The sequence below is a fragment of the Rodentibacter haemolyticus genome, assembly GCF_015356115.1.
GTDB lineage: Bacteria > Pseudomonadota > Gammaproteobacteria > Enterobacterales > Pasteurellaceae > Rodentibacter > Rodentibacter haemolyticus.
Genome location: NZ_CP063056.1, coordinates 1,807,143 through 1,828,436, shown reverse-complemented (window position 1 = coordinate 1,828,436; position 21,294 = coordinate 1,807,143). Strand labels below are relative to the sequence as shown.

Genomic DNA, 21,294 nt, shown 5'->3' with positions numbered 1-21,294 from the left:
TATTGATAAAACATAAAAGGAATCAACGGTGAAATATATTCTTACTTTTAGTATGGTGTTTTTGCTCGGTGCTTGCAGTTTATTCGGCACACCGCAATCTCCTATTCCCGCAGAATTTGCCGGTGCGGATTATCAACTTTCGGATAAAGATGCAAAACAATGGGCAATAGCCAGTAAACAAGCCGAACAATGTATTTATCCGAATCTTACCCGTATTCAGCAACAACATTTTAAGCAAGAAGACAGCTATATTCATTCTCAATATGTCTTTTTCTATCCGCTTGAAAAAATCATTGGTGAGGATTATGTCGCCATGATCCAAAAAGATGAAAAATCAATGAATTATGCTACTTATCAATTTAAAAAATTCCGTACTCAATCCGGCGAGATTGCGCCTTTAGAAAATAAAGCCTGTCAACTATTACGCACACAAGCCCGTGATGATTTGGATGTGGTGAAAGGTCAATATAAAAACGGTATGGTTGATGAAACAAAAAACGAAGACGGCACGCCGAAGAAACCTGAAGACGGCATTGCAACCAATCAAAACAAATTCTTCTTTGATATTATAAAATGGGGTTCGGCATTATTATTGTGATGTTAAACCCGATTTAAACGGTATTCGAGCTAAAATCAAATACCGTTTTTTTATGCAAACGATGATATAAAGAAAAAATATTAAGTAGATCAAGTTTTTAATAAATACCCCTTTGAACTTTAATTATTTTCCGCTAGTCTATCCAAGGTATTTATTTAAACTCAAGAAGGTGAAATTATGGCAAATATTTTTGATCTCGCACAAAATTGGTTAAGCCAAGATCCCGATACAGAAACTCACGCAGAATTGACCGCACTTTTAAATGCAGCCAAAGGTGGTGATAAAAAAGCGGAATCTGAATTGCACGCACGTTTTGACGGTCGTTTACAATTCGGTACCGCCGGATTACGCGGTCGCTTACAAGCCGGTTCGATGGGAATGAACCGCGTGCTTGTTTCTCAAGCGGCAGGCGGATTAGCCGATTATTTAAAAAATTATGATAAAACACCTTCTATCGTAATCGGTTACGATGGACGTAAAAATTCTGATGTATTCGCACGTGACACCGCTGAGATTATGGCAGGTGCCGGCATAAAAGCGTATTTATTACCGCGTAAATTGCCAACTCCGGTATTGGCTTATGCGATTCAATATTTTGACACCACTGCCGGGGTAATGGTTACCGCAAGCCACAACCCACCGGAAGATAACGGATATAAAGTTTATTTAGGTAAAGCAAACGGTGGCGGGCAAATCGTTTCTCCGGCAGATCAAGACATTGCGGCATTAATCGATAAAGTGGCTGCCGGCAATATCAAAGATTTACCACGCCGCAACGATTATGTTGTGTTAAACGATGAAGTTGTTGATGCTTATATTGCGAAAACCGCCTCTTTAGCAAAAGAACCTCAATGCGATATTAACTATGTTTATACGGCAATGCACGGCGTTGGCTATGAAGTCTTAAGCAAAACCTTGACAAAAGCCGGTTTACCGCAACCTCATATTGTCGCAGAACAAGTATGGCCGGACGGTACTTTCCCAACCGTGAATTTCCCGAATCCTGAAGAAAAAGGCGCGTTGGATTTAGCTATTAAAGTAGCAAAAGAAAACAACGCCGAATTTATTATCGCAAACGATCCGGATGCCGATCGCTTAGCCGTTGCCGTGCCGGATGCGGAAGGTAACTGGAAACCATTACACGGAAACGTGGTAGGCTGTTTCTTAGGCTGGCATTTGGCGAAACAATACCATGCACAAGGAAAACAAGGGGTGCTTGCTTGCTCTTTAGTTTCTTCCCCGGCACTGGCCGAAATCGCGAAAAAATACGGTTTTCAATCAGAAGAAACCCTAACGGGTTTTAAATATATCGGTAAAGTTCAAGGGCTCTTATTCGGTTTTGAAGAAGCGCTCGGTTACCTGGTTGATCCGGATAAAGTACGCGATAAAGACGGTATTTCTGCAGCAATTATGTTCTTAGACCTTGTACGGAATTTGAAAAAACAAGGTAAAACCTTGGCTGATTATGCCGATGAGTTTACCAAAGAATTTGGTGCTTATGTCAGCGGACAAATTTCTATTCGTGTGAATGAGCTTTCAGAAATTGCAAAATTAATGACCGCACTTCGCAACAATCCGCCGACTGAAATCGCCGGTGTGAAAGTAGCGCAATTTATCGATCACACCAAAACTAATCGCCAAAGCGACATCTTAGTATTCGTACTTGAAAATGGTAGCCGTTTAATTTGCCGTCCTTCCGGTACGGAGCCTAAAATTAAGTTCTATCTTGATGCACGCGGCACGGATCCGAAAAATGCAGAACAAGTCCTCGCTGATTTTGATGAGGGTGTTCGCAATATTCTTCGTCAAGAGACTTATGGTAAACAAGATTGCTAATTAGATTTTAATAACCAGAAAAGAGGTGCATACTTGTGCCTCTTTTTCTTTAACGAGGTATAAATGAATCCTTGGATTTTACTCGCCATTTCAATTTGCTTAGAAATCGCTGCAACAAATTTACTAAAACTGAGTGACGGCTTTACTAAGCTCACTCCAACTATCGGCTCATTAACACTCTACGCAATTGCTTTTTATTTGCTTTCCATTATTTTCCGCACCTTACCCGTGGGATTGGTTTACGCCATTTGGTCCGGTGTAGGGATTATCTTAACCGCTGTTGTTGCCTACTTCGCTTTTGGACAGAAAATTGATACGGCAGGATTAATCGGAATCGGATTAATTATTGTCGGTGTCTTGATTATTAATTTGTTTTCTACAACGGCACATTAAAAAAGAGCGGAAATTGACCGCTCTTTTGCACCGCCTCTATCTCAGCATTGTAAATTTACGGCACAATACCTATATTACGCTGTTTCATCGTAATAGACTTCCCCCATCATTAACGGTTTAGCGGTACGCACAAGTGCTGCTCGGGTAAATTTATAATCCCCGTTAGCTTTCTCACAAAGCATATCAACGCTGATAAAACCGGACGGATGTTCAATCGTAACGACACTACCTGTATTTTTATAAAGCGGGCGCGCTACCGTGCCTTCAATATTACATGCCGCCGCAACACAAATCGAACCGGTTACCGCGTGGCTTGCATGGCATTTATCCGGTACAAAATAACGGGAAGTAATATTTCCCTTGCCTGCCGGAGCAGATAAAATTCCTATCTTTGGAATCACTTTTTCAGATACATCGCCCAATCCCATCATTTCACCCGCTTTACGGCGAATAGGTTCGATAATCTCAAACAACGTATGCTTTTCATCTAACTCCGCTTTTGTTTCTTTACCGGTTAAACCGAGATCTTGTGCATTAAATAATACCATCGGCATAGCGACATCAATACAGGTGACATTATAGCCGTTGATATTATCTTGTTTATTTCCGGTTGGGAAAACTTTGCCGGTTTTCGCCCCCTCTATCTTGCTAAAATTAAGGTTGACAGGTGATCCTGTTCCCGGCACACCGGATACTTCTGCATTACCCGTATATTTCAGCCGTTTATTCGGTGATTCAGCAGAAACTTCAATAATACTGTTAGTATTGATATTGTTAACTACAACACGGGTAATGCCATCTTGTAATTCAATCAATCCTTTCTCGCTCGCAAAACAAATAATACCCGATAAAATATTACCGCAAGAAGGTGCCGTATCCACCACTTTTTGACCGATACCAACTTGTGCGAATAAGTAATCTAAATCGATACCTTCTTTTTCGGATTTAGAGACAATTGCAACTTTACTGGTTACACTTGTTGCACCGCCTAAACCGTTAATTTGGGTCGGATCTCCTGATCCCATAATCGTCATTAAAAATTTATCACGTTCGGCAATGTCTGTCGGCAAATCCTCTTTTAAAAAGTAAACGCCCTTTGACGTACCGCCGCGAATAATCATACAAGGAACTTTTTTCATTTTGCCTCCTAAATACATCAACCGCTTTTGCGATAACAAGCGGTCGTTTTTCCACATTAATTTGCAAAGACACCTATTGATTGAAGCATTGCCCACCACGCAAAACCGATAGTAGTATGAATAAATAGCGTTACAACTGCACATACACCACCCGTGATCCAAAATGATTTAATATCGTGATAACCTAAACCGTAAATAACCGCCGCAGGTGCAGAGCCATAGTGAGTAATCATACTGCCGTAGCTATTTGAGAATAATAAGCCTAGAGCAAGGAAAAGCGGATCAGCACCTGCTGCCATACCAACGGCTGAAAACACCGGTACCATTGATGCAACATAAGCCGCACCGGAAGCAAATAAGTAACGAACGAGTACACTTAGTATTAAAATAAAGATCGTGATCACTATAGGGTTCGTATCGCCTGCCGAGATTAATCCGCTCATGGTTGCCGATAACCACTCAAAGAATTTCGCTTGGCTAAGTACCGCCGCAATACCCAATAAACCACCGTACCACGTTAGCGTTGTCCAACCCGCTTTATTTCTAAGTACATCTTCCCAACTTAATACTGACGTTAAGACAATGAGCGCCATAGCGGCAATAGCAACGGTAAATTCGGACAAATTAAGTACGCCTGAGAATACCCAACCTAACACAGCGGATACGAATAACAAGGCAAGCGTTTTTTCTTTACCGCTCATCGGCCCCATTTCTTCCAAACCTTTACGAGCAATGTCTTTGTTATCGACATTTTTAAGTTCGGGCTTGTAGAGAACATAAGTAACGAAAGGTAATAGAATTAATGCCACTAAACCCGGAATTGAGGCGGCAATAAACCATTGTGTCCAGTTAATATCAATATGTAGAATCGGGCGCATTAACTCTAACGCCACCGCATTCGGTGCCATACCGGTTAACGTGATATAACCGGTTGTTTTTACCACCATATAAGTATTAAGTAAGAGATAATGTCCTGCTTTACGCGGTGATTTTTCCGGTTCTGACCCCAAAGATACCGCTATAGATTGCATAATTGGTGCCATAATACCGCCGCCACGAGCCGTGGTTGAAGGCATAGCCGGAGAAATCAATAAGTCCAGCATCGCATTGACATAACCTAAACGCAATGTCGTGCTACCGAACGCACCAATCATTTTATACGCAATACGGCGACCTAAACCGGTTTGCACAAATGCCGCACTCATAGCAAACGCCGCAAAGACAAGCCAAGTCGTACCGGATTTATAGCCGTCAAGTACGGATGATTGCTTTAATAGAATTTTGGTTCCGTTAAGCGTTTCCGCCGGCGTATTACCAATAATCATTGCAGAGAGTGCAACAGCGGCGAGAAGTATAGGAGGAGCAGGAAAAGGTTTAAGAATGAGAGCAAGAATCGTACCGATATAAACCCCTAATATATGCCAACCGATCAATGATAGACCTTCCGGCGCCGGAAATAGATAGGTGGCTATCGGACACGCTAAAATAATAACGTATTGCAAAAGTTTTTTAGGATTCATAAAAATACCTCGTTATAAGTATAAATTCATCTAGTCATATATATAACCAGTTGTATTCATACTTGCAAGCAGCGATCTTACAAAAGTTTGAGATAAATCATAAAAAAGGCAAAGATTGCTCTTTGCCTATCGTTTATTTACATTTGCACTTTTTTGTAAAATTCGACCGCTCTTACTCGGCATATCATTTAGGTGATTATTGTTTCATAGTAAAAATCTTCCGCTAAACCATAAGACTCACGATACTCGATAATACTACCGTCCAACCCTTTTGCCGCGCGGCAAACCTTAATGACGGTTTTTTCTTGTCCGTCCGTTAAATAAGTATCGCTATGATTTAATAAAATCGTCATTTGTTCTTTTGCCGAAACCACCAACTGCCCACATCGTTTAAAATAGAACGGATAGAGCAAATTCTCAAATTGTTCGGGCTTCAATCCTTTCAATTCGCTGAATTTTTCCGGAGACAACCAAATTTTATCGCTGACAATTACTTTCTGATCTACCGAACGAATACGTTCAAGATAAATAAGCTCCCGTTCATCCGGCACGCCTAATAACCGATTAATCTTCGGATTCGCTTTTACGCTTTTGACACACTTAACTTCGCCGACAGGCGTTTCCGGTTTACCTTCTTTTGCATTGCGTAAATAAAAGCGAACAATTGATGATTCAACGAATGCCGGATGTTTTAAAAACGTTCCTTTGCCTTGATGTTTAATCAATACACCTTCTTCCACTAAGCCTTCCACCGCTTTACGTACTGTTCCGATAGATACGTCATAAGTGCCGGCAAGTTCCTGCTCGCTGGGAATTGCTTTCTCAAAGCTCCAGTTATTTTCCGCTAAAAATTTTTGTAATTCGTATTTAATTTGCAAATAACGGGGAATTTTATTTAATTCGATATATTTTTGATCATGGTTAAACATTAATCTATTTCTCTTAAAACAAATTGACTCACTACCGAAAAATAAGTAGCATCTTCACATATAGTCATCTATATGTTTATAGGTGTTTTTTAATACATTCTAATTTATTGTGGGGTGACAACTATGTCTCAATTTCTTCAAACGTATTATGAACACGTTGCCGAACGTGCAGCAATAGGGATTGTACCAAAAGCTCTGGATGTTCAACAAACTATACAATTAATTGACTTACTGCAATCGCCAATCGTCGGTAAGGAAAAGGAGCTGCTTGAATTATTCGAAACCCGCATCCCTGCCGGCGTAGATGAAGCGGCAAAAGTAAAAGCGGAATTTCTCACAAACGTGGCTAATGGTAACATAACCAGCCCACTGATTTCTGCTGAACACGCTGTAAAATTACTCGGAACAATGAGCGGGGGCTACAATGTATCTCCTCTGATTGAGTTGTTAGAAAATACCGAATTAGCACCGCTTGCAGCAACAGCACTCTCTCATACTCTCCTTATTTTCGACAGTTTCAAAGATATTGCAACGAAAGCACAACAAGGCAATCCTTATGCTAAGCAAGTCCTTCAATCTTGGGCGGATGCCGAATGGTTTAGCTCTCGCCCGACACTTGCGGAAAAAATTACGCTGACCGTATTCAAAGTACCGGGAGAAACCAATACCGATGATCTTTCTCCGGCACAAGATGCTTGGTGTCGTTCCGATATTCCGCTACACGCTAATGCAATGTTAAAAATGAAACGTGAAGGTATTGAACCGGATCAAGAAGGCGTAGTCGGGCCTTTAAAACAATTAGCCGCATTAAAAACAAAAGGTTTTCCGTTAGTCTATGTCGGTGATGTTGTGGGTACGGGTTCTTCTCGTAAGTCTGCAGCAAATTCCGTGCTATGGCATATGGGAACGGATATTCCCTATATTCCGAACAAGCGTACCGGTGGTTTTGTTTTTGGTGGCAAAATCGCACCGATTTTCTTTAATACGGCGGAAGATTCCGGTGCATTACCGATTGAATTAGACGTAACCAAGCTAAATATGGGCGATGTTATCGACTTTTATCCCTATGCCGGCAAAGTATGCAAACACAATTCCGATGAAGTGATCAGCACGTTCTCATACAAAACCAACGTATTATTAGATGAAGTACGGGCAGGCGGTCGAATTCCGCTTATTATCGGTCGTAGCCTCACCGCTAAAGCCCGTGCTGAATTAGGACTGGCGGAAAGTGATGTTTTCGCCAAACTCGCCGAGATTCCCGATTCCGGCAAAGGCTATACCCTTGCACAAAAAATGGTTGGTAAAGCCTGTGGCGTACAAGGTGTACGCGCAGGACAATATTGCGAACCGGCAATGACTTCGGTAGGTTCGCAAGATACTACCGGTACCATGACCCGTGACGAATTAAAAGATCTCGCTTGCTTAAAATTCTCCGCACCGCTTGTTATGCAATCTTTCTGTCACACCGCCCCCTATCCGAAACCGAGTGATGTCGTCACTCATCAAACATTGCCGGAATTTATCACTCGCCGTGGCGGTATCGCATTACGCCCCGGCGACGGTGTCATTCACTCTTGGTTAAATCGTATGCTGATGCCTTTTACCGTAGGAACGGGTGGTGACTCACATACCCGTTTTCCAATAGGGATTTCATTCCCTGCCGGTTCCGGTTTAGTCGCTTTTGCCGCAGCCACGGGAATGATGCCGCTTGATATGCCGGAATCCGTATTAGTTCGCTTTACCGGCACTATGCAAAAAGGGATTACATTACGCGATTTAGTACACGCCATCCCTTATTACGCCATCCAAAAAGGTTTGCTCACTGTCGAAAAGGCAAATAAGAAAAATGTATTCTCCGGTCGAATCCTTGAAATCGAAGGTCTCGAACATCTCACCGCAGAACAAGCTTTTGAACTTTCCGATGCAACGGCGGAACGTTCGGCTGCGGCTTGTACGATTAAGTTAAGTCAAGCTTCAATTGAAGAATATTTACGTTCAAACATCGTCTTGCTGAAAACAATGATTGCAGACGGCTACAGCGACGCGCAAACCATCGAAAACCGTATAAAAGCCATGCAGGCATGGTTAACAAATCCTGAAATGTTAGAAGCGGATAGCGATGCAGAATATGCTGAAGTGATTGAAATCAACTTAGATGACATCAAAGAACCGATTTTATGTGTACCGAACGATCCTGATGACGCACGCTTATTATCCGAAGTACAGGGTAACAAGATTGATGAAGTATTTATCGGTTCTTGTATGACCAATATCGGACACTTCCGTGCTGCCGGTAAATTACTCAGCCGAGTAAACGGAGAAATCAACACCCGCTTATGGCTTGCTCCACCAACCAAAATGGATGCGGCACGCTTATCTGAAGAAGGTTATTACAATATTTACGGACGCTCCGGTGCACGTACCGAAATGCCGGGCTGCTCGCTCTGTATGGGTAACCAAGCACGTGTACGACCAAATTCATCGGTTGTTTCAACCTCAACGCGAAACTTCCCGAATCGTTTGGGGCAAGGCGCAAACGTCTATCTCGCTTCGGCAGAACTTGCCTCTGTTGCTGCTATTTTAGGGCGTTTACCAAGTGTTGAAGAATATTTGGAAGCGGTTGCAACCCTTGATGAACAACACCGTGAGATTTATCGTTACCTCAATTTTGATCAACTACCGAATTATGTTCAAAAAGCCGAAAATGTAATTTTACGAACCCTAATTTAGTTCGGAAGATATATAATTTGTGAGTCTATGAAAACAAAAAAAGAGCGGTTGATTTTCCGCTCTTTTTTTACATTCATCTCCTTTAAGCCTTCACATCTTGTTCATCACGCAATTGCCGATCAAATACATTGGCGCAATCATCCGTTCCTGCGCCATACCAAGTCGTATCACGCAGCGCCACTTCACCTTTACGATATTTTTCGACCTCACTTTTTTTCACCAAATAACCGGTTACGCGAATTAAATCGGTATTTTTCAGATAAGTGGTGATGTAACGATAGCCCAAAGCAAATGCACCATCAATAATATCGACAACGGCATCACAGTGATCCACATAGGTTTGATCAAAAGCGAATAAATCGCCAGTGCCGGATGGAAAATATTTATGAAAAGGGGCGGATTGTTTTAAATGAGCCAATAAAGTCGGCTCTTCCCCGACACGAATACGGTGTGCCGGTGTATTACGTTTATCTTCTTCGTGATTACTTGCCCCCACTTGTGCGTGTAATAAATAACGATTGTCGGTGCGTTCTGCATACAAACCTTCATGGGTATCGGTGATTTCTTTTAATTTATCCATAATTGCGCTGGCGATTTCATCTCCACGTTTACTTTTACCAAAGGTTTCATTTAAACCTTCACACTGTAATAAGTGGTTCGTTGCATCTGCTAATCCGACAATAGCGAACATTCCGGTAAAATTAGTACGTTTGATAAAACCTTCTTTTTCTAAAAATGAGCTGTCAAAAAAGTGACTTTCTTCCACCACAAATTTATGGCGTTTATCCATTGTCGAGAGTGCACATTTTGCTACCTGCGGTAATAATGTATTTACCATTTCATCCGCACTTTTGCAGGTGCGTGCAATCGTGCCAAGACGCAAACGGGTCAAAGTATAAGCGCCGCCACATTCCGGCAAAGCGTTGTAACAACTCGCCACGCCGTATTCTTCACCAAGATCGGAAATATAGTAGGCATCATTGGCAAAAGAAGGTTTAGATACTAACAAGCAGGCTTTCGCAGCAAGCTCGGCAAATTCACGGCTCGTTTTGGTTTTATCATATCGGATTGTCATATTCGGTGTCGGGGCTTCCAACTCAATAACCGCACGTAAAATTAAACGACCGGCTTTTGTGTCGTAAGGGCCGATATTCGCATGGCAGAATGAATCCGGCACCGTTTTATCGATATGATTTAAAAAACGTTTGATTTTGATGTAATCTCTCTCTTCATCCGTAATAAAAGGATCAAGTAACACATCAAGGCGACCGATATACACCGGATAGGTCGTAATTGACGGCACGTGAGAATAAAGAATCAATAAACCGTCCAAGGCTTCATCAAGATCTTTCGGCGGCGGTAATTCTAAAAATTCACAGCCTTTTTGAATATACACATTGTAATCGGGCAAAATATAGCGCGGTCGATAAATCGCATAGCCTTCACATAAATCACAAATCATCTGATTTTGTAAAAATCCCCATTCTTCATCGGTATAACCGAGCAACTCTCGGGGATCGAATAAGCGTTCCGCAATATTACCTAGAGTCATTAATTTTTGATGATAAGTCAAATTATCGGCTTTGACGGTGTTGAGAATATCTTCAAGCGTGGCGAGCATAAAATGTCCCTCATAAAATAAGATGAAACATTGTAATGTTCCCTTTGAGGCAAGGCAATTTCCATAATGTGATATTGATCACATTTATCTAAAATTTATATCGTTAATTATGCAATATAATATGCCACTAAAATATTTTGGCTTTATCGCATTTATCCTTATGATAGCCATATATCATCAAAACAGGTCATTTATGAAAAAACCACGAGTAATTCCCCATACCGCTTGGGCAGCCGATTCCTTATGGTCGGTTGAAACGAAAACGATAAGCCTGTTGTTATCCGCTTTAGCGATCCTGGGGATCGGTGACGGATTAATCCTATTATCCGATTTCGGTTCATCTCCTTGGACAGTGCTGTCTCAAGGTATCGCATTACAAAGCGATATGAGTATCGGTTGGTCATCGTTTCTTATCAGTGCGGTTGTTATGGTTGCTTGGCTACCGTTAAAACTACGTTTTGGTTTAGGGACAATCCTGAATATCATTATCATTGCCCTTTTTTTAGATCTCACCACAAAAATTTTGCCTGAACCGACCGCACTTTTCTCGCGGATTGGATTTGGTCTTCTTGGGCTCTTTCTATACGGCTTAGGCACTGCACTTTATCTTACTTGCCATTTGGGCGCGGGCCCAAGGGACGGGCTTATGGTGGGGATTTGTCAACGCTTTCATTTGAAGGTGGGCATTGTTCGCACCGCGATTGAAGTGTTCGTTTGTGTATTGGGCTTTTTTCTTGGCGGCACGGTGGGAATCGGCACCGTCATTTTTGCCGCCGGAATCGGTTGGATTGTACAAGCCTGCCTTAACTTAATTGCCCGCTTGCCACCTATTTCTCACGAAAGGAATAATCTCCCCTAAAGCATGCCGAATTGAGATAAGTGTTAAATTCATTTGTGTATCCTTACCGGCAGGCGGACAAAAAGCCAGATGCTTATCCGCCTCATTAATCGGCTTCCAGCGTCTTGGTTGGGAAGAACGACTATTCGGATAAAAACCAATGGTTGGAATATTAAATGCGCTGGCTAAATGCAATGGTCCGGTTGAACCTGCAATGAATAAATCGGCACAAGCAAGCGAACGGGCAAAATCCACCAAGCCGTTATTTTTGTCATAAATCACCACTCGCGAATCATTCACTAATTGCGCAAGCTCATTCGCTTTTTCACTTTCACCCGGACCTGCGGTTAGCACGATATGACAATCAAATTCAGCTAATAAACCTTTAATTAATTCCGCATATTGTTCAAGTGAAAGATTTGTTGCAGAACCGCCCGAACCGCTGTGTACGAAAACCCATTTTTTCTCTCTTGAAATCTTCAAAGCATCTTGTAAAAAAACACGCTGATTTTCAACCGCACTTTCCGTAAAGGTTAAATAAGGCGGCTTCACTTCAACTATCGGCATCGCTTGTTTTGTCAAAAATGCCCGAACTAAATCCTGATTATATTCCGCTTCCGATTTTTCCGAACGGGAACGTCTTTGCGTAAGGCGATGGTTATAGAGAAATTGTACCCATTTCGTTGCAGGTGCAAGGCGATATTTAATCCCGCTTTTCCAAGCTAATTTTCCATTGTGAGTATTTGAGAAAAAACTGATCATTCCATCAAAATTTTTCGATTTCACCTCGTTTACAAGGCGATTAAAATCCGCTTTATCGCCTTTTGCGCTATCAATAATAACATCATCTAAATAAGGGCAGATCTCCGCTAACGGGGCGGTATAACTCGGCACAAGTGCGGTCAATTTTAATGAAGGATTAGAGGCTTTCAACATTGCAAACGCCGGCCAGGCTTGCATAAAATCACCGAGTTTGTCGTTACGAATCACTAAGATTTTTTCCATTATCGCCCCTCCAAAGTCAGCGGCTTCTCCGTTTGTTTCAACATAGCGTAAAACACAACGGTTAAGAAGAAGTAAAAAAGATTGCCCGAATTATGTGTAAAAAAACCTTGGCTTAAACAATAAATCATCACGGAAAGAATATGCACCGTTCCCAATGTTGCGAGCAACTTTACCTCTGAAGATGAACTGTTTAATCGCCGGCTAAATTTACGCAATGGCACAAGTAAAATCCCGAGGAAAGCGATAAATCCAATCATTCCTCTCTTAGAAAAATCATCAAGATATTGGTTATGCGCGTGATCAAATTGTCCGATATTGCCGTTTACCGCTTTTACCTTAACATCCTGCTTACGCTTTTCAGTTGCGCCATCTGCCCCCCAGCCCAAAATCGGTTTTTCTTTTATCATTGAAATCGCACTTTTCCACATATCAAAACGCAAGCCAAGGGAGGTATTCGAATTGTTCTTTTCATAGTTCTTTATATCATATTGGATGAAAGACAGGCGCTCCATCACCCGACTATTCGGCATATTCACTACGCTGACAATCGCAATAACGAATACACTCGTCACTACAAAGAAAAAACCTTTTGAAAGTAAATGACGATAAATCCACAATACAACGACAAAGATGATAGGTAACGCAACCCACCCACCACGAGCCGTTGAAAGGATACTCCCCAATATGCCAAAGAGCGAAGTAATAATGCAAAGTGCGGTTATTTTACGTTGTGATTTTTGCCAGTAATAAAGCCCGACTACCAAACTAAATAACCCGAACGACATCGATATATCGCCGGCTTGGATATACAGTGTACGTAGAGAATAGGCAGCTTCACTATGCAAAATAAACTTATCGTAAAGAGCTACTAATCCTGCGATGACAGAACCTAGCGGAATCATGTAAATCAATGCGCACAGTTTTAACGGTATTCTTAATAAAAGTATTAAAGCCGGAATTAACAGTACTGCGCGGCTTGGATTGTCTAATTCTCTGCCTCTTCCGTCATTCATCAATAATGAAAGCAAAAAAACGGTAAAATAAAAAATATAACTAAAAATTAACCACTTATCTTCTTTTGATAAATTCCATTTAAATTTCTTAAATAACCCGTAAATACCGTAACCAATCCCCAATACAATAAGAAAAAACGGCGCAACATTGTGCCCGCCTTTAAATGTCAAAACGGACAAAAAGAAAAAACTGATACTAAAATTAACAAGAAACGGGAGAAGATTTTGTTTAGATATTTGCATAGATAATCACTCGAAAAATAAAAAACCGCACCCAAAAAGTGCGGTCGTATTTTATGCTATTTTTGTGGATTATAAAACATCAACACAGTTTAAGTCTTCGAAAGATTGCTCTAAGCGTTTAGACATAGATTCTTCCATTTTGCGTAACCAAACACGTGGATCGTAGTATTTTTTGTTCGGTACATCTTCGCCTTCAGGATTACCTAATTGACCTTGAAGATACGCTTCGTTCGCTTTGTAGAAGTTTAAGATACCATTCCAAGCTGCCCATTGTGTATCCGTATCAATATTCATTTTGATTGCACCATAGCTGATTGCTTCGCGAATTTCTTCACGAGAAGAACCTGAGCCGCCGTGGAATACAAAATCAATTGATTTGGCCGGGAGATTACGCTCTTTAGAAACGAATGCCTGTGATTCACCTAAGATAGACGGTTTTAATTTTACATTACCCGGTTTGTAAACGCCGTGTACGTTACCGAATGCTGCCGCCACCGTGAAACGCGGGCTTACCGGATGCAATTGGTCGTAAACGTATAATACATCGGAAGGTTGGGTGTACAAGCGGGATTCATCTACATCAGAATTATCTACACCGTCTTCCTCGCCACCGGTGATACCGATTTCGATTTCAAGGGTCATTCCCATTTTGCTCATACGTGCAAGGTATTCACGACAGATTGCCATATTTTCTTCCATCGGCTCTTCAGATAAATCAATCATATGAGAAGAGAACAGCGGCTTACCGGTTTCAGCAAAATGTTTTTCACCTGCATCAAGTAAGCCGTCAATCCACGGAAGTAATTTTTTTGCCGCGTGGTCCGTGTGAAGAATAACCGGCACACCGTATTCTTCAGCAAGTGCGTGAACGTGTTTCGCTCCCGCAATTGCGCCTAAAACGTCTGCACGGGCACCTGAAGCCGGTTTAATGCCTTTACCTGCGTAGAATGATGCACCACCGTTAGAGAACTGAATGATAACCGGTGCTTTTACACGTGCGGCGGTTTCCAATACTGCGTTTACAGAGTCAGAACCCACGCAGTTTACCGCCGGGATTGCAAAATTGTGTTCTTTCGCATAAGCGAATACTTTTTGAACATCATCACCGGTTAATACGCCCGGTTTTACGATATCTAATAATTTAGCCATTTTTATGTTTCCTTTGAAATATTGAAAATTTTTTAGATATATGGAGTTTAATTTCTATGAAATTAGCCGTTTGCACGTTTTTCAAGAATTTCTACCGCCGGTAATACTTTACCTTCTACAAATTCTAAGAACGCACCGCCACCGGTTGAGATGTAAGAAATTTTATCCGCAATACCGAATAGATCGATTGCCGCTAGCGTATCACCGCCCCCTGCAATAGAGAATGCTTCGCTATTTGCAATGGCGTGAGAAATAATTTCCGTTCCTTTACGGAAGTTAGGGAACTCAAACACCCCGACCGGACCATTCCATAATACGGTTTTTGCGTTTTTGATGATTTCCGCTAATTGTTCCGCCGATTTATCACCGATGTCGAAGATAGATTCGTCATCTTTCACTTCTGTGACGGGTTTTTCAATTGCCGGTGCGTTTTCAGAAAACTCGGTGCCTACACGTACATCAACCGGAACAGGAATATCGGTGCTTGCCGCTAATTCTTTGGCAACCGGAATCAAATCTTCTTCGTATAAGGATTTACCCACATTGTGACCTGCCGCCGCAATGAAAGTATTTGCGATACCGCCGCCCACGATAATTTGGTCAGCGATTTTAGAAAGAGAATTTAACACTTCTAATTTGGTTGAAACTTTAGAACCGCCAACGATTGCCACCATCGGACGAGCCGGTTCTTTTAATGCTTTACCTAATGCGTCTAATTCAGCGGCAAGTAACGGGCCGGCACAAGCAATCGGCGCAAATTCCGCCACACCGTAAGTTGAAGCTTGCGCACGGTGAGCCGTACCGAATGCGTCCATCACAAAGACATCGCAAAGTGCGGCATATTTTTTACCCAATTCAGGATCATTTTTCTTTTCACCTTTATTGACACGAACATTTTCTAAAACAACGATCTCACCTTCTTTCACTTCTACGCCACCAAGGTAATCACGCTCTAAACGCACAGGAACATCGAGATGTTCATTCAAATAATCAACAACGGGCTGTAAAGAATCTTCAGGTTTAAATTCGCCCTCGGTAGGACGACCTAAATGTGAAGTCACCATCACTTTAGCACCTTTCTCAAGTGCCAATTTTAAAGTAGGAATGGTAGCACGAATACGCGCATCGGAAGTCACTTTACCGTCTTTTACCGGCACATTAAGATCTGCACGGATAAACACACGTTTTCCCGCTAAATCCAGGTCGGTCATTTTGATTACTGACATAATCTATCCTCTTTTAGTTAGTTAAAGTTAAAAATCAAAACCTTGCGTATTATACCCAGATCTCGCTAGGTTGTAACGATTTAGATCAAAGAAATCCTCGTTACCTTTGGCAATCAATCACTTGCCATTGCTTGTTATAACAGATGAACAATTCATTACGACTTGCACCAAGATAGGCATTTTTGAGCTGCGGATTATTCTGTTTCATCCAGCGAAATAACTCACTTCGGCTTAAATTTTCTTTCGGTAAGCTCAACGTGCGAAATAACGCCTGCATTTTGGCAAAATATTGTTCGGCAGAATCAAAGGCACAACTGCCGTGTTTTTCCCATTCGCCTTGTAATAATTTTGCCCCCGGCGACATCGTTAAATAAGGTTCAATCGTAGCTTTCGACAAGGCAGGTAAATCACCTTGACAAAAACGCGGATGATCCGCAACAGAACGCGCCTTGGCATTTTGTGGCCACAAACCATGAACAACCCAACCGAAAGCACGGTTAATTCCGCATTGATATTGTGCGGATGAGGGGAGCTGATTAGCGTATTTTTCACGTTGCGAATCACAAAACCCGGGCGACCAAGAGAGTACCAACATATAATAATCCACCGCGGCACTGGCATTTTGTCCGATAGGATCATCGCGCATACTTACGTCATAATCAGAAAAAACATCATTATTTTTAACCGCACTTTTACTTGGTTGGGAAAAGGTTGTTTGCGTAGTTTGCTTAGAAGAGGTGGATTTTTGCCCTTCGGCAAAATATTGCCAAATACTCAATGCAACAAGGGCGAGAATGGAAAGTGTCGAAACCTGTTTTTTCATAAAATCCGCTTATTTTTGTCAATTTTACATTTGTCGGCTATAATTCGCCGCTTTCTATTTTCTGATACATTCGAAGGATCTCCATGGCGTTACTCATCACAAACAAATGCACAAACTGCGATATGTGTTTGCCGGAATGCCCGAACGAGGCGATTTCCATCGGCGATGAGATCTATGTCATAGATCCCGTACTTTGCACGGAATGTGTCGGGCATTATGATACGCCGACTTGCCAAAAAGTTTGCCCGATCACAAACTGTATTAAACCTGATCCTGAGCATCAAGAAACGGAAGAGCAACTTTGGGAACGTTTCGTTATGATCCACCACGCAGACAAACTCTAAGGTAATCTTATGTTTGTCCGAATAAATAAAGCCAAATTAATCAAAATCGCCGTGATTTTGATTTATCTGTGCAGCCCCTTTGATATTCTGCCGGAAGCCATACTTGGCCCTTTAGGCTTGGTGGACGATGCGGCGGCGGTTTGGTTGTTGCTCAAAATATTATTGTCTAAATAAAGTGGGGTCGAAATTTAATGAGAAAATCAACCGCACTTTCATTCGCTTACGCAGTCTTCATTTGAAAAATCACGAGTTCAGCCTGACAACAAAATGTAAATTCTGCTTTTAACAAATAGCCGTTTTCCGCTTTGCTAATTTCAGCCTGAATATCACAAGGTTCACTTTCCACTTCACGGGCTTTTTGGGTAAAAAAGTCTAACGCCGTTTGTGCCTGTTCCTGCGTATCGTAAAGATAATTGATTTCTTGTGTACAATCGCGATTATCAAATAACGATTTCATATCAAAAGTATTACAACCGACACATTCAATCGGTTTCTCAGTTTGGATAGCCATTTTTCGCTCCTTTATTTTGCGGCGACAAAACCGACCGCTTCATACACTTTTGTTAATGTCTCTTGCGCCTTCGCGCGTGCCTTTGCCGCACCTTGACGAAGTACATCATCAAGTAAGGCTTCATTATTGCGGTATTCGTTAAAACGTGTTTGTAACCCGGCAAGCAAGTTAGAGACTTCATCCGCCACAGCCGTTTTCAAATGACCGTACATTTTACCTTCAAATTCTTGCTCAAGCTCCGCTACCGATTTGTCGGTTACCGCCGAAAGAATATCTAATAAGTTCGATACACCGGCTTTATTTTTCACGTCATAACGCACGACAGGCGGTTCATCGGAATCCGTTACAGCACGTTTGATTTTTTTCGCCACCGATTTCGTATCTTCTAGAAGGGTAACAACATTATTACGATTGTCATCCGATTTCGACATTTTCTTTTCCGGATCTTGTAATGACATAATACGTGCGCCGGCTTTTCCGATAAAAATTTCCGGAATAGTGAAAACATCGCCATAGAGGGCATTGAAACGATTTGCGATATCGCGCGTAATTTCTAAATGTTGTTTCTGATCATCTCCCACCGGCACGCTTTTTGCCTGATAAAGCAAAATATCCGCCGCCATTAACACCGGATAATCAAATAATCCCACATTGATATTTTCCGCATAACGGGCGGACTTATCTTTAAACTGAGTCATTCGGCTCATTTCGCCGAAATAGGTATAACAATTTAACACCCAACCTAATTGAGTATGCTCCGGCACGTGAGATTGTACGAAAATCGTCGCTTTGTTCGGATCAATACCACATGCCAAATAAAGCGCCACCACATCAAGCGTTGCTTTACGAAGTGCGGCGGGATCTTGGCGAACCGTAATGGCGTGTAAATCCACCACGCAAAAAATACATTCATAATCATCTTGCATTTTCACCCAATTACGCAACGCACCTAAATAGTTACCGATGGTCAATTCACCGGAAGGTTGCACACCACTAAAAACAATTGGTTTTGTCATAAGTTATCCTTTTCGTTTTAAAGCAAATTGTCGCTATCATATCAAAAGATATAGGCTTTTTTAATGAGAGAGTTCAAAACAAGCCGTAAAAATGCTATATTGCGTGCCAATTTAACCATTTATTGATCACAATTCTCACATTGACGCTATCTATGAAAAATTATCACGATATGGCACTGGCTCTCGCCGGTGTTTGCCAATCCGTCGCCCTTATCAATCAACTTGCAATGGAAGGCGATATTGTTCATAAAGATGCTTTTCAAACCTCAATTCAATCGCTTCTGCAACTCCAACCGAAAGATCCCCTTGACGTTTTTAATGGAGATGCCCGCCATCTTAAATTGGGTTTAGAAACCTTAATTGAGCAATTAACCTCAGTAAATGACCGCAATATCGTGAATTATTGGACGGGTCTGCTCAGCTTAGAAAATCACCTACAGAAAAATGCAAAAGCCAAAAATCAACTGGCACAGCGTATCCAACGCTTATCGGAACAAATGGAATATTACGATTTATTTTCGCCAAATATGATTTCTATTATTGCGAATATTTACATCGACCTGATCAGTCCTTTAAGCAACAAAATTCGCATTATAGGCGTTACCGATTATCTGCAACAGCAAGAGGTTCAAGACAAAGTTCGCGCTTGCTTACTCGCCGGCATCCGTTCCGCCGTATTATGGCGGCAAGTCGGCGGCAGCAAATGGAAAATACTATTCTTCCGCAACAAAATAATCAATGCGGCAAAAGAAATTTATTCAACGATTTAATTAACCTTCCTTATATACCGGAGTATTTTATGCAACTTTCCGCACTTACTGCGATTTCCCCGATTGACGGACGCTATCAAGACAAAGCGACCGCACTTCGTGATATTTTCAGCGAATTCGGTTTACTCAAATTCCGTGTCACCGTTGAAGTTCGTTGGTTACAAAAATTGGCGGCGACAACGGAAATTTCAGAAGTTCCAGCTTTATCTAAAGAAGCAAACGATTACCTCAATAACATCGTCAGCGAATTTAACCTAAAAGATGCCGAGCGTATCAAAGAAATCGAACGCACCACCAATCACGATGTGAAAGCGGTTGAATATTTCTTAAAAGAAAAAAGCGAAGCCTTACCGGAACTGGCAAAAGTTGCCGAATTTATTCACTTTGCCTGCACCTCGGAAGACATCAACAACCTCTCTCATGCGTTAATGTTAAAAACCGCACGTGATACCGTTATTCTTCCCGAATGGCAAAAACTCATTGATGAAATCAATCGTCTTGCAAACGAATACAAAACCATTCCGTTACTTTCCCGCACGCACGGGCAACCGGCTTCACCTACGACTATCGGGAAAGAAATGGCCAATGTGGTTTATCGCTTACGTCGCCAATTCAAACAATTACAACAAAATGAAATCCTCGGAAAAATTAACGGTGCGGTGGGTAACTACAATGCGCATTTATCTGCCTATCCAAACCTTGATTGGCATAAATTCAGCGAGGAATTTGTTACCTCGCTCGGTTTAAACTGGAACCCGTACACCACGCAAATCGAACCGCATGATTACATTGCCGAATATTTTGATGCGGTAGTGCGTTTCAACACAATCATTATCGATTTCGACCGTGATCTTTGGGGTTATATCGCCTTAAATCATTTCAAACAACGTACTATCGCAGGTGAAATCGGCTCTTCCACTATGCCGCACAAGGTGAACCCGATTGATTTTGAAAATTCTGAAGGAAATCTTGGTCTGGCAAACGCCGTAATGACTCATTTGGCACAGAAATTACCGATTTCCCGCTGGCAACGTGATTTAACGGATTCTACCGTTTTACGTAACCTCGGCGTGGGCGTAGGCTATTGTTTAATCGCTTATGCGGCAACACGTAAAGGCATCAGTAAATTAGAAGTGAATGAACAGCACTTACGTGATGAACTCAACCAAAACTGGGAAGTCCTTGCCGAGCCGATTCAAACGGTAATGCGCCGCTATGGTATCGAAAAACCTTATGAAAAACTCAAAGAACTCACCCGCGGCAAACGTGTGGACGAATCTGCGATGCGTGAATTTATCGAAAAACTTGAAATTCCGGCAGAAGAAAAAATCCGCTTACAACAACTCACACCGGAAACTTATATCGGTGCGGCAATCGGGCTTGTAGAAAAGCTTTAATTTGAAAGGATTAAGTGCGGTCAAAATTCACGGTATTTATGCGACACTTGCACAAAAAGAATTTGATTATGGTGGTATAGGGTGCGTTATGGCTTCGCCTAGCCGCACCTACAATGATTTGTGCAACTGGTACGGAATACCGTGAATATTGACCGCACTTTGTTTTTTATAAAAATCAAAAATTAGACGAAGA

General features: G+C 41.8%; 20 protein-coding genes. 9 read left to right on the top strand and 11 right to left on the bottom strand.

The features are described 5' to 3' along the window. The first annotated feature begins 28 nt into the window (after nt 1-28). From IHV77_RS08655 to IHV77_RS08645, 3 genes are all read left to right on the top strand, one after another. Nucleotides 29-598 (top strand): DUF5358 domain-containing protein, encoded by a 570-nt coding sequence (locus tag IHV77_RS08655; protein WP_408635265.1) that lies wholly within the window; start codon nt 29-31, stop codon nt 596-598. A 177-nt stretch (nt 599-775) separates the two neighbouring features. After that, a complete protein-coding gene (locus IHV77_RS08650) occupies nt 776-2,434 on the top strand; it encodes a phospho-sugar mutase (RefSeq protein WP_194811568.1) in 1,659 nt (552 codons plus the stop codon). A 63-nt stretch (nt 2,435-2,497) separates the two neighbouring features. Further along, nucleotides 2,498-2,827, top strand: coding sequence for a DMT family transporter (locus IHV77_RS08645; protein ID WP_194811567.1), 330 nt, complete (start codon nt 2,498-2,500; stop codon nt 2,825-2,827). Nucleotides 2,828-2,901: 74 nt separating this feature from the next. Here IHV77_RS08645 and IHV77_RS08640 read toward each other — a convergent pair whose 3' ends face one another. The 3 genes from IHV77_RS08640 to IHV77_RS08630 form a co-directional block, all read right to left on the bottom strand. Further along, on the bottom strand, nt 2,902-3,966 hold the full coding sequence (locus IHV77_RS08640) for a 4-oxalomesaconate tautomerase (protein WP_194811566.1): 1,065 nt from the start codon (nt 3,964-3,966) through the stop codon (nt 2,902-2,904). Between the two features lie 56 nt (nt 3,967-4,022). Further along, nucleotides 4,023-5,486 carry an anion permease gene (locus IHV77_RS08635; protein ID WP_194811565.1) on the bottom strand — a complete coding sequence of 488 codons (1,464 nt, stop codon included), beginning with the start codon at nt 5,484-5,486 and terminating at the stop codon, nt 4,023-4,025. Between the two features lie 188 nt (nt 5,487-5,674). Continuing rightward, the gene (locus tag IHV77_RS08630) at nt 5,675-6,415 is read right to left on the bottom strand and encodes a GntR family transcriptional regulator (RefSeq protein WP_194811564.1); all 741 of its coding nucleotides are present in this window, start codon (nt 6,413-6,415) and stop codon (nt 5,675-5,677) included. Nucleotides 6,416-6,538: 123 nt separating this feature from the next. On the opposite strand from IHV77_RS08630, the gene acnB reads away from it, so the two are divergent. Further along, nucleotides 6,539-9,145, top strand: a complete 2,607-nt coding sequence (acnB, locus tag IHV77_RS08625) for a bifunctional aconitate hydratase 2/2-methylisocitrate dehydratase (RefSeq protein WP_194811563.1) — start codon at nt 6,539-6,541, stop codon at nt 9,143-9,145. 82 nt (nt 9,146-9,227) lie between these two features. On the opposite strand, the gene IHV77_RS08620 is transcribed toward acnB, so the two are convergent. Further along, nucleotides 9,228-10,766 (bottom strand): YjjI family glycine radical enzyme, encoded by a 1,539-nt coding sequence (locus tag IHV77_RS08620; RefSeq protein ID WP_194811562.1) that lies wholly within the window; start codon nt 10,764-10,766, stop codon nt 9,228-9,230. Nucleotides 10,767-10,959: 193 nt separating this feature from the next. On the opposite strand from IHV77_RS08620, the gene yczE reads away from it, so the two are divergent. After that, on the top strand, nt 10,960-11,625 hold the full coding sequence (yczE, locus tag IHV77_RS08615) for a membrane protein YczE (RefSeq protein ID WP_194811561.1): 666 nt from the start codon (nt 10,960-10,962) through the stop codon (nt 11,623-11,625). Here yczE and IHV77_RS08610 read toward each other — a convergent pair. From IHV77_RS08610 to IHV77_RS08590, 5 genes are all read right to left on the bottom strand, one after another. Beyond that, nucleotides 11,575-12,609 (bottom strand): glycosyltransferase family 9 protein, encoded by a 1,035-nt coding sequence (locus IHV77_RS08610; RefSeq protein ID WP_194811560.1) that lies wholly within the window; start codon nt 12,607-12,609, stop codon nt 11,575-11,577. The two genes, yczE and IHV77_RS08610, sit on opposite strands and share 51 nt — an antisense overlap. After that, on the bottom strand, nt 12,609-13,865 hold the full coding sequence (locus IHV77_RS08605) for an O-antigen ligase family protein (protein ID WP_194811559.1): 1,257 nt from the start codon (nt 13,863-13,865) through the stop codon (nt 12,609-12,611). Before IHV77_RS08605 ends, IHV77_RS08610 begins: the two co-directional genes overlap by 1 nt. A gap of 69 nt (nt 13,866-13,934) precedes the next feature. Beyond that, on the bottom strand, nt 13,935-15,014 hold the full coding sequence (gene fbaA, locus IHV77_RS08600) for a class II fructose-bisphosphate aldolase (RefSeq protein WP_194811558.1): 1,080 nt from the start codon (nt 15,012-15,014) through the stop codon (nt 13,935-13,937). Nucleotides 15,015-15,076: 62 nt separating this feature from the next. After that, on the bottom strand, nt 15,077-16,240 hold the full coding sequence (gene pgk / locus IHV77_RS08595) for a phosphoglycerate kinase (protein ID WP_194811557.1): 1,164 nt from the start codon (nt 16,238-16,240) through the stop codon (nt 15,077-15,079). A gap of 100 nt (nt 16,241-16,340) precedes the next feature. Beyond that, nucleotides 16,341-17,063: a ribonuclease T2 family protein gene (locus IHV77_RS08590; RefSeq protein WP_194811556.1), complete on the bottom strand. Its 723-nt coding sequence runs from the start codon at nt 17,061-17,063 to the stop codon at nt 16,341-16,343. 83 nt (nt 17,064-17,146) lie between these two features. Between IHV77_RS08590 and IHV77_RS08585 the strand changes: the two genes are divergently transcribed. Next, nucleotides 17,147-17,407, top strand: a complete 261-nt coding sequence (locus tag IHV77_RS08585) for a YfhL family 4Fe-4S dicluster ferredoxin (protein ID WP_194811555.1) — start codon at nt 17,147-17,149, stop codon at nt 17,405-17,407. Between the two features lie 9 nt (nt 17,408-17,416). Next, nucleotides 17,417-17,581, top strand: coding sequence for a DUF1232 domain-containing protein (locus IHV77_RS08580; protein WP_194811554.1), 165 nt, complete (start codon nt 17,417-17,419; stop codon nt 17,579-17,581). 46 nt (nt 17,582-17,627) lie between these two features. Here the strand turns inward: IHV77_RS08580 and IHV77_RS08575 are convergent, their stop codons facing one another. Further along, on the bottom strand, nt 17,628-17,918 hold the full coding sequence (locus IHV77_RS08575; protein WP_194811553.1) for a YfcZ/YiiS family protein: 291 nt from the start codon (nt 17,916-17,918) through the stop codon (nt 17,628-17,630). Nucleotides 17,919-17,929: 11 nt separating this feature from the next. Continuing rightward, entirely contained in the window at nt 17,930-18,934 is a 1,005-nt protein-coding gene (gene trpS, locus IHV77_RS08570; protein ID WP_194811552.1) for a tryptophan--tRNA ligase, read from the bottom strand. Between the two features lie 152 nt (nt 18,935-19,086). Between trpS and hflD the strand changes: the two genes are divergently transcribed. Beyond that, on the top strand, nt 19,087-19,704 hold the full coding sequence (hflD, locus tag IHV77_RS08565) for a high frequency lysogenization protein HflD (protein WP_194811551.1): 618 nt from the start codon (nt 19,087-19,089) through the stop codon (nt 19,702-19,704). Between the two features lie 29 nt (nt 19,705-19,733). After that, nucleotides 19,734-21,101, top strand: a complete 1,368-nt coding sequence (gene purB, locus IHV77_RS08560; RefSeq protein WP_194813266.1) for an adenylosuccinate lyase — start codon at nt 19,734-19,736, stop codon at nt 21,099-21,101. Nucleotides 21,102-21,294: the final 193 nt, after the last annotated feature.

What these genes read in the sequence shown, in the direction of transcription:
- IHV77_RS08650 (WP_194811568.1), top strand. Translation starts at nt 776, where the DNA reads ATGGCAAATATTTTTGATCTCGCACAAAATTGGTTAAGCCAAGATCCC.
- IHV77_RS08645 (WP_194811567.1), top strand. Translation starts at nt 2,498, where the DNA reads ATGAATCCTTGGATTTTACTCGCCATTTCAATTTGCTTAGAAATCGCT.
- IHV77_RS08640 (WP_194811566.1), bottom strand. Translation starts at nt 3,966, where the DNA reads ATGAAAAAAGTTCCTTGTATGATTATTCGCGGCGGTACGTCAAAGGGC.
- IHV77_RS08635 (WP_194811565.1), bottom strand. Translation starts at nt 5,486, where the DNA reads ATGAATCCTAAAAAACTTTTGCAATACGTTATTATTTTAGCGTGTCCG.
- IHV77_RS08630 (WP_194811564.1), bottom strand. Translation starts at nt 6,415, where the DNA reads ATGTTTAACCATGATCAAAAATATATCGAATTAAATAAAATTCCCCGT.
- acnB (WP_194811563.1), top strand. Translation starts at nt 6,539, where the DNA reads ATGTCTCAATTTCTTCAAACGTATTATGAACACGTTGCCGAACGTGCA.
- IHV77_RS08620 (WP_194811562.1), bottom strand. Translation starts at nt 10,766, where the DNA reads ATGCTCGCCACGCTTGAAGATATTCTCAACACCGTCAAAGCCGATAAT.
- yczE (WP_194811561.1), top strand. Translation starts at nt 10,960, where the DNA reads ATGAAAAAACCACGAGTAATTCCCCATACCGCTTGGGCAGCCGATTCC.
- IHV77_RS08610 (WP_194811560.1), bottom strand. Translation starts at nt 12,609, where the DNA reads ATGGAAAAAATCTTAGTGATTCGTAACGACAAACTCGGTGATTTTATG.
- IHV77_RS08605 (WP_194811559.1), bottom strand. Translation starts at nt 13,865, where the DNA reads ATGCAAATATCTAAACAAAATCTTCTCCCGTTTCTTGTTAATTTTAGT.
- fbaA (WP_194811558.1), bottom strand. Translation starts at nt 15,014, where the DNA reads ATGGCTAAATTATTAGATATCGTAAAACCGGGCGTATTAACCGGTGAT.
- pgk (WP_194811557.1), bottom strand. Translation starts at nt 16,240, where the DNA reads ATGTCAGTAATCAAAATGACCGACCTGGATTTAGCGGGAAAACGTGTG.
- IHV77_RS08590 (WP_194811556.1), bottom strand. Translation starts at nt 17,063, where the DNA reads ATGAAAAAACAGGTTTCGACACTTTCCATTCTCGCCCTTGTTGCATTG.
- IHV77_RS08585 (WP_194811555.1), top strand. Translation starts at nt 17,147, where the DNA reads ATGGCGTTACTCATCACAAACAAATGCACAAACTGCGATATGTGTTTG.
- IHV77_RS08580 (WP_194811554.1), top strand. Translation starts at nt 17,417, where the DNA reads ATGTTTGTCCGAATAAATAAAGCCAAATTAATCAAAATCGCCGTGATT.
- IHV77_RS08575 (WP_194811553.1), bottom strand. Translation starts at nt 17,918, where the DNA reads ATGGCTATCCAAACTGAGAAACCGATTGAATGTGTCGGTTGTAATACT.
- trpS (WP_194811552.1), bottom strand. Translation starts at nt 18,934, where the DNA reads ATGACAAAACCAATTGTTTTTAGTGGTGTGCAACCTTCCGGTGAATTG.
- hflD (WP_194811551.1), top strand. Translation starts at nt 19,087, where the DNA reads ATGAAAAATTATCACGATATGGCACTGGCTCTCGCCGGTGTTTGCCAA.
- purB (WP_194813266.1), top strand. Translation starts at nt 19,734, where the DNA reads ATGCAACTTTCCGCACTTACTGCGATTTCCCCGATTGACGGACGCTAT.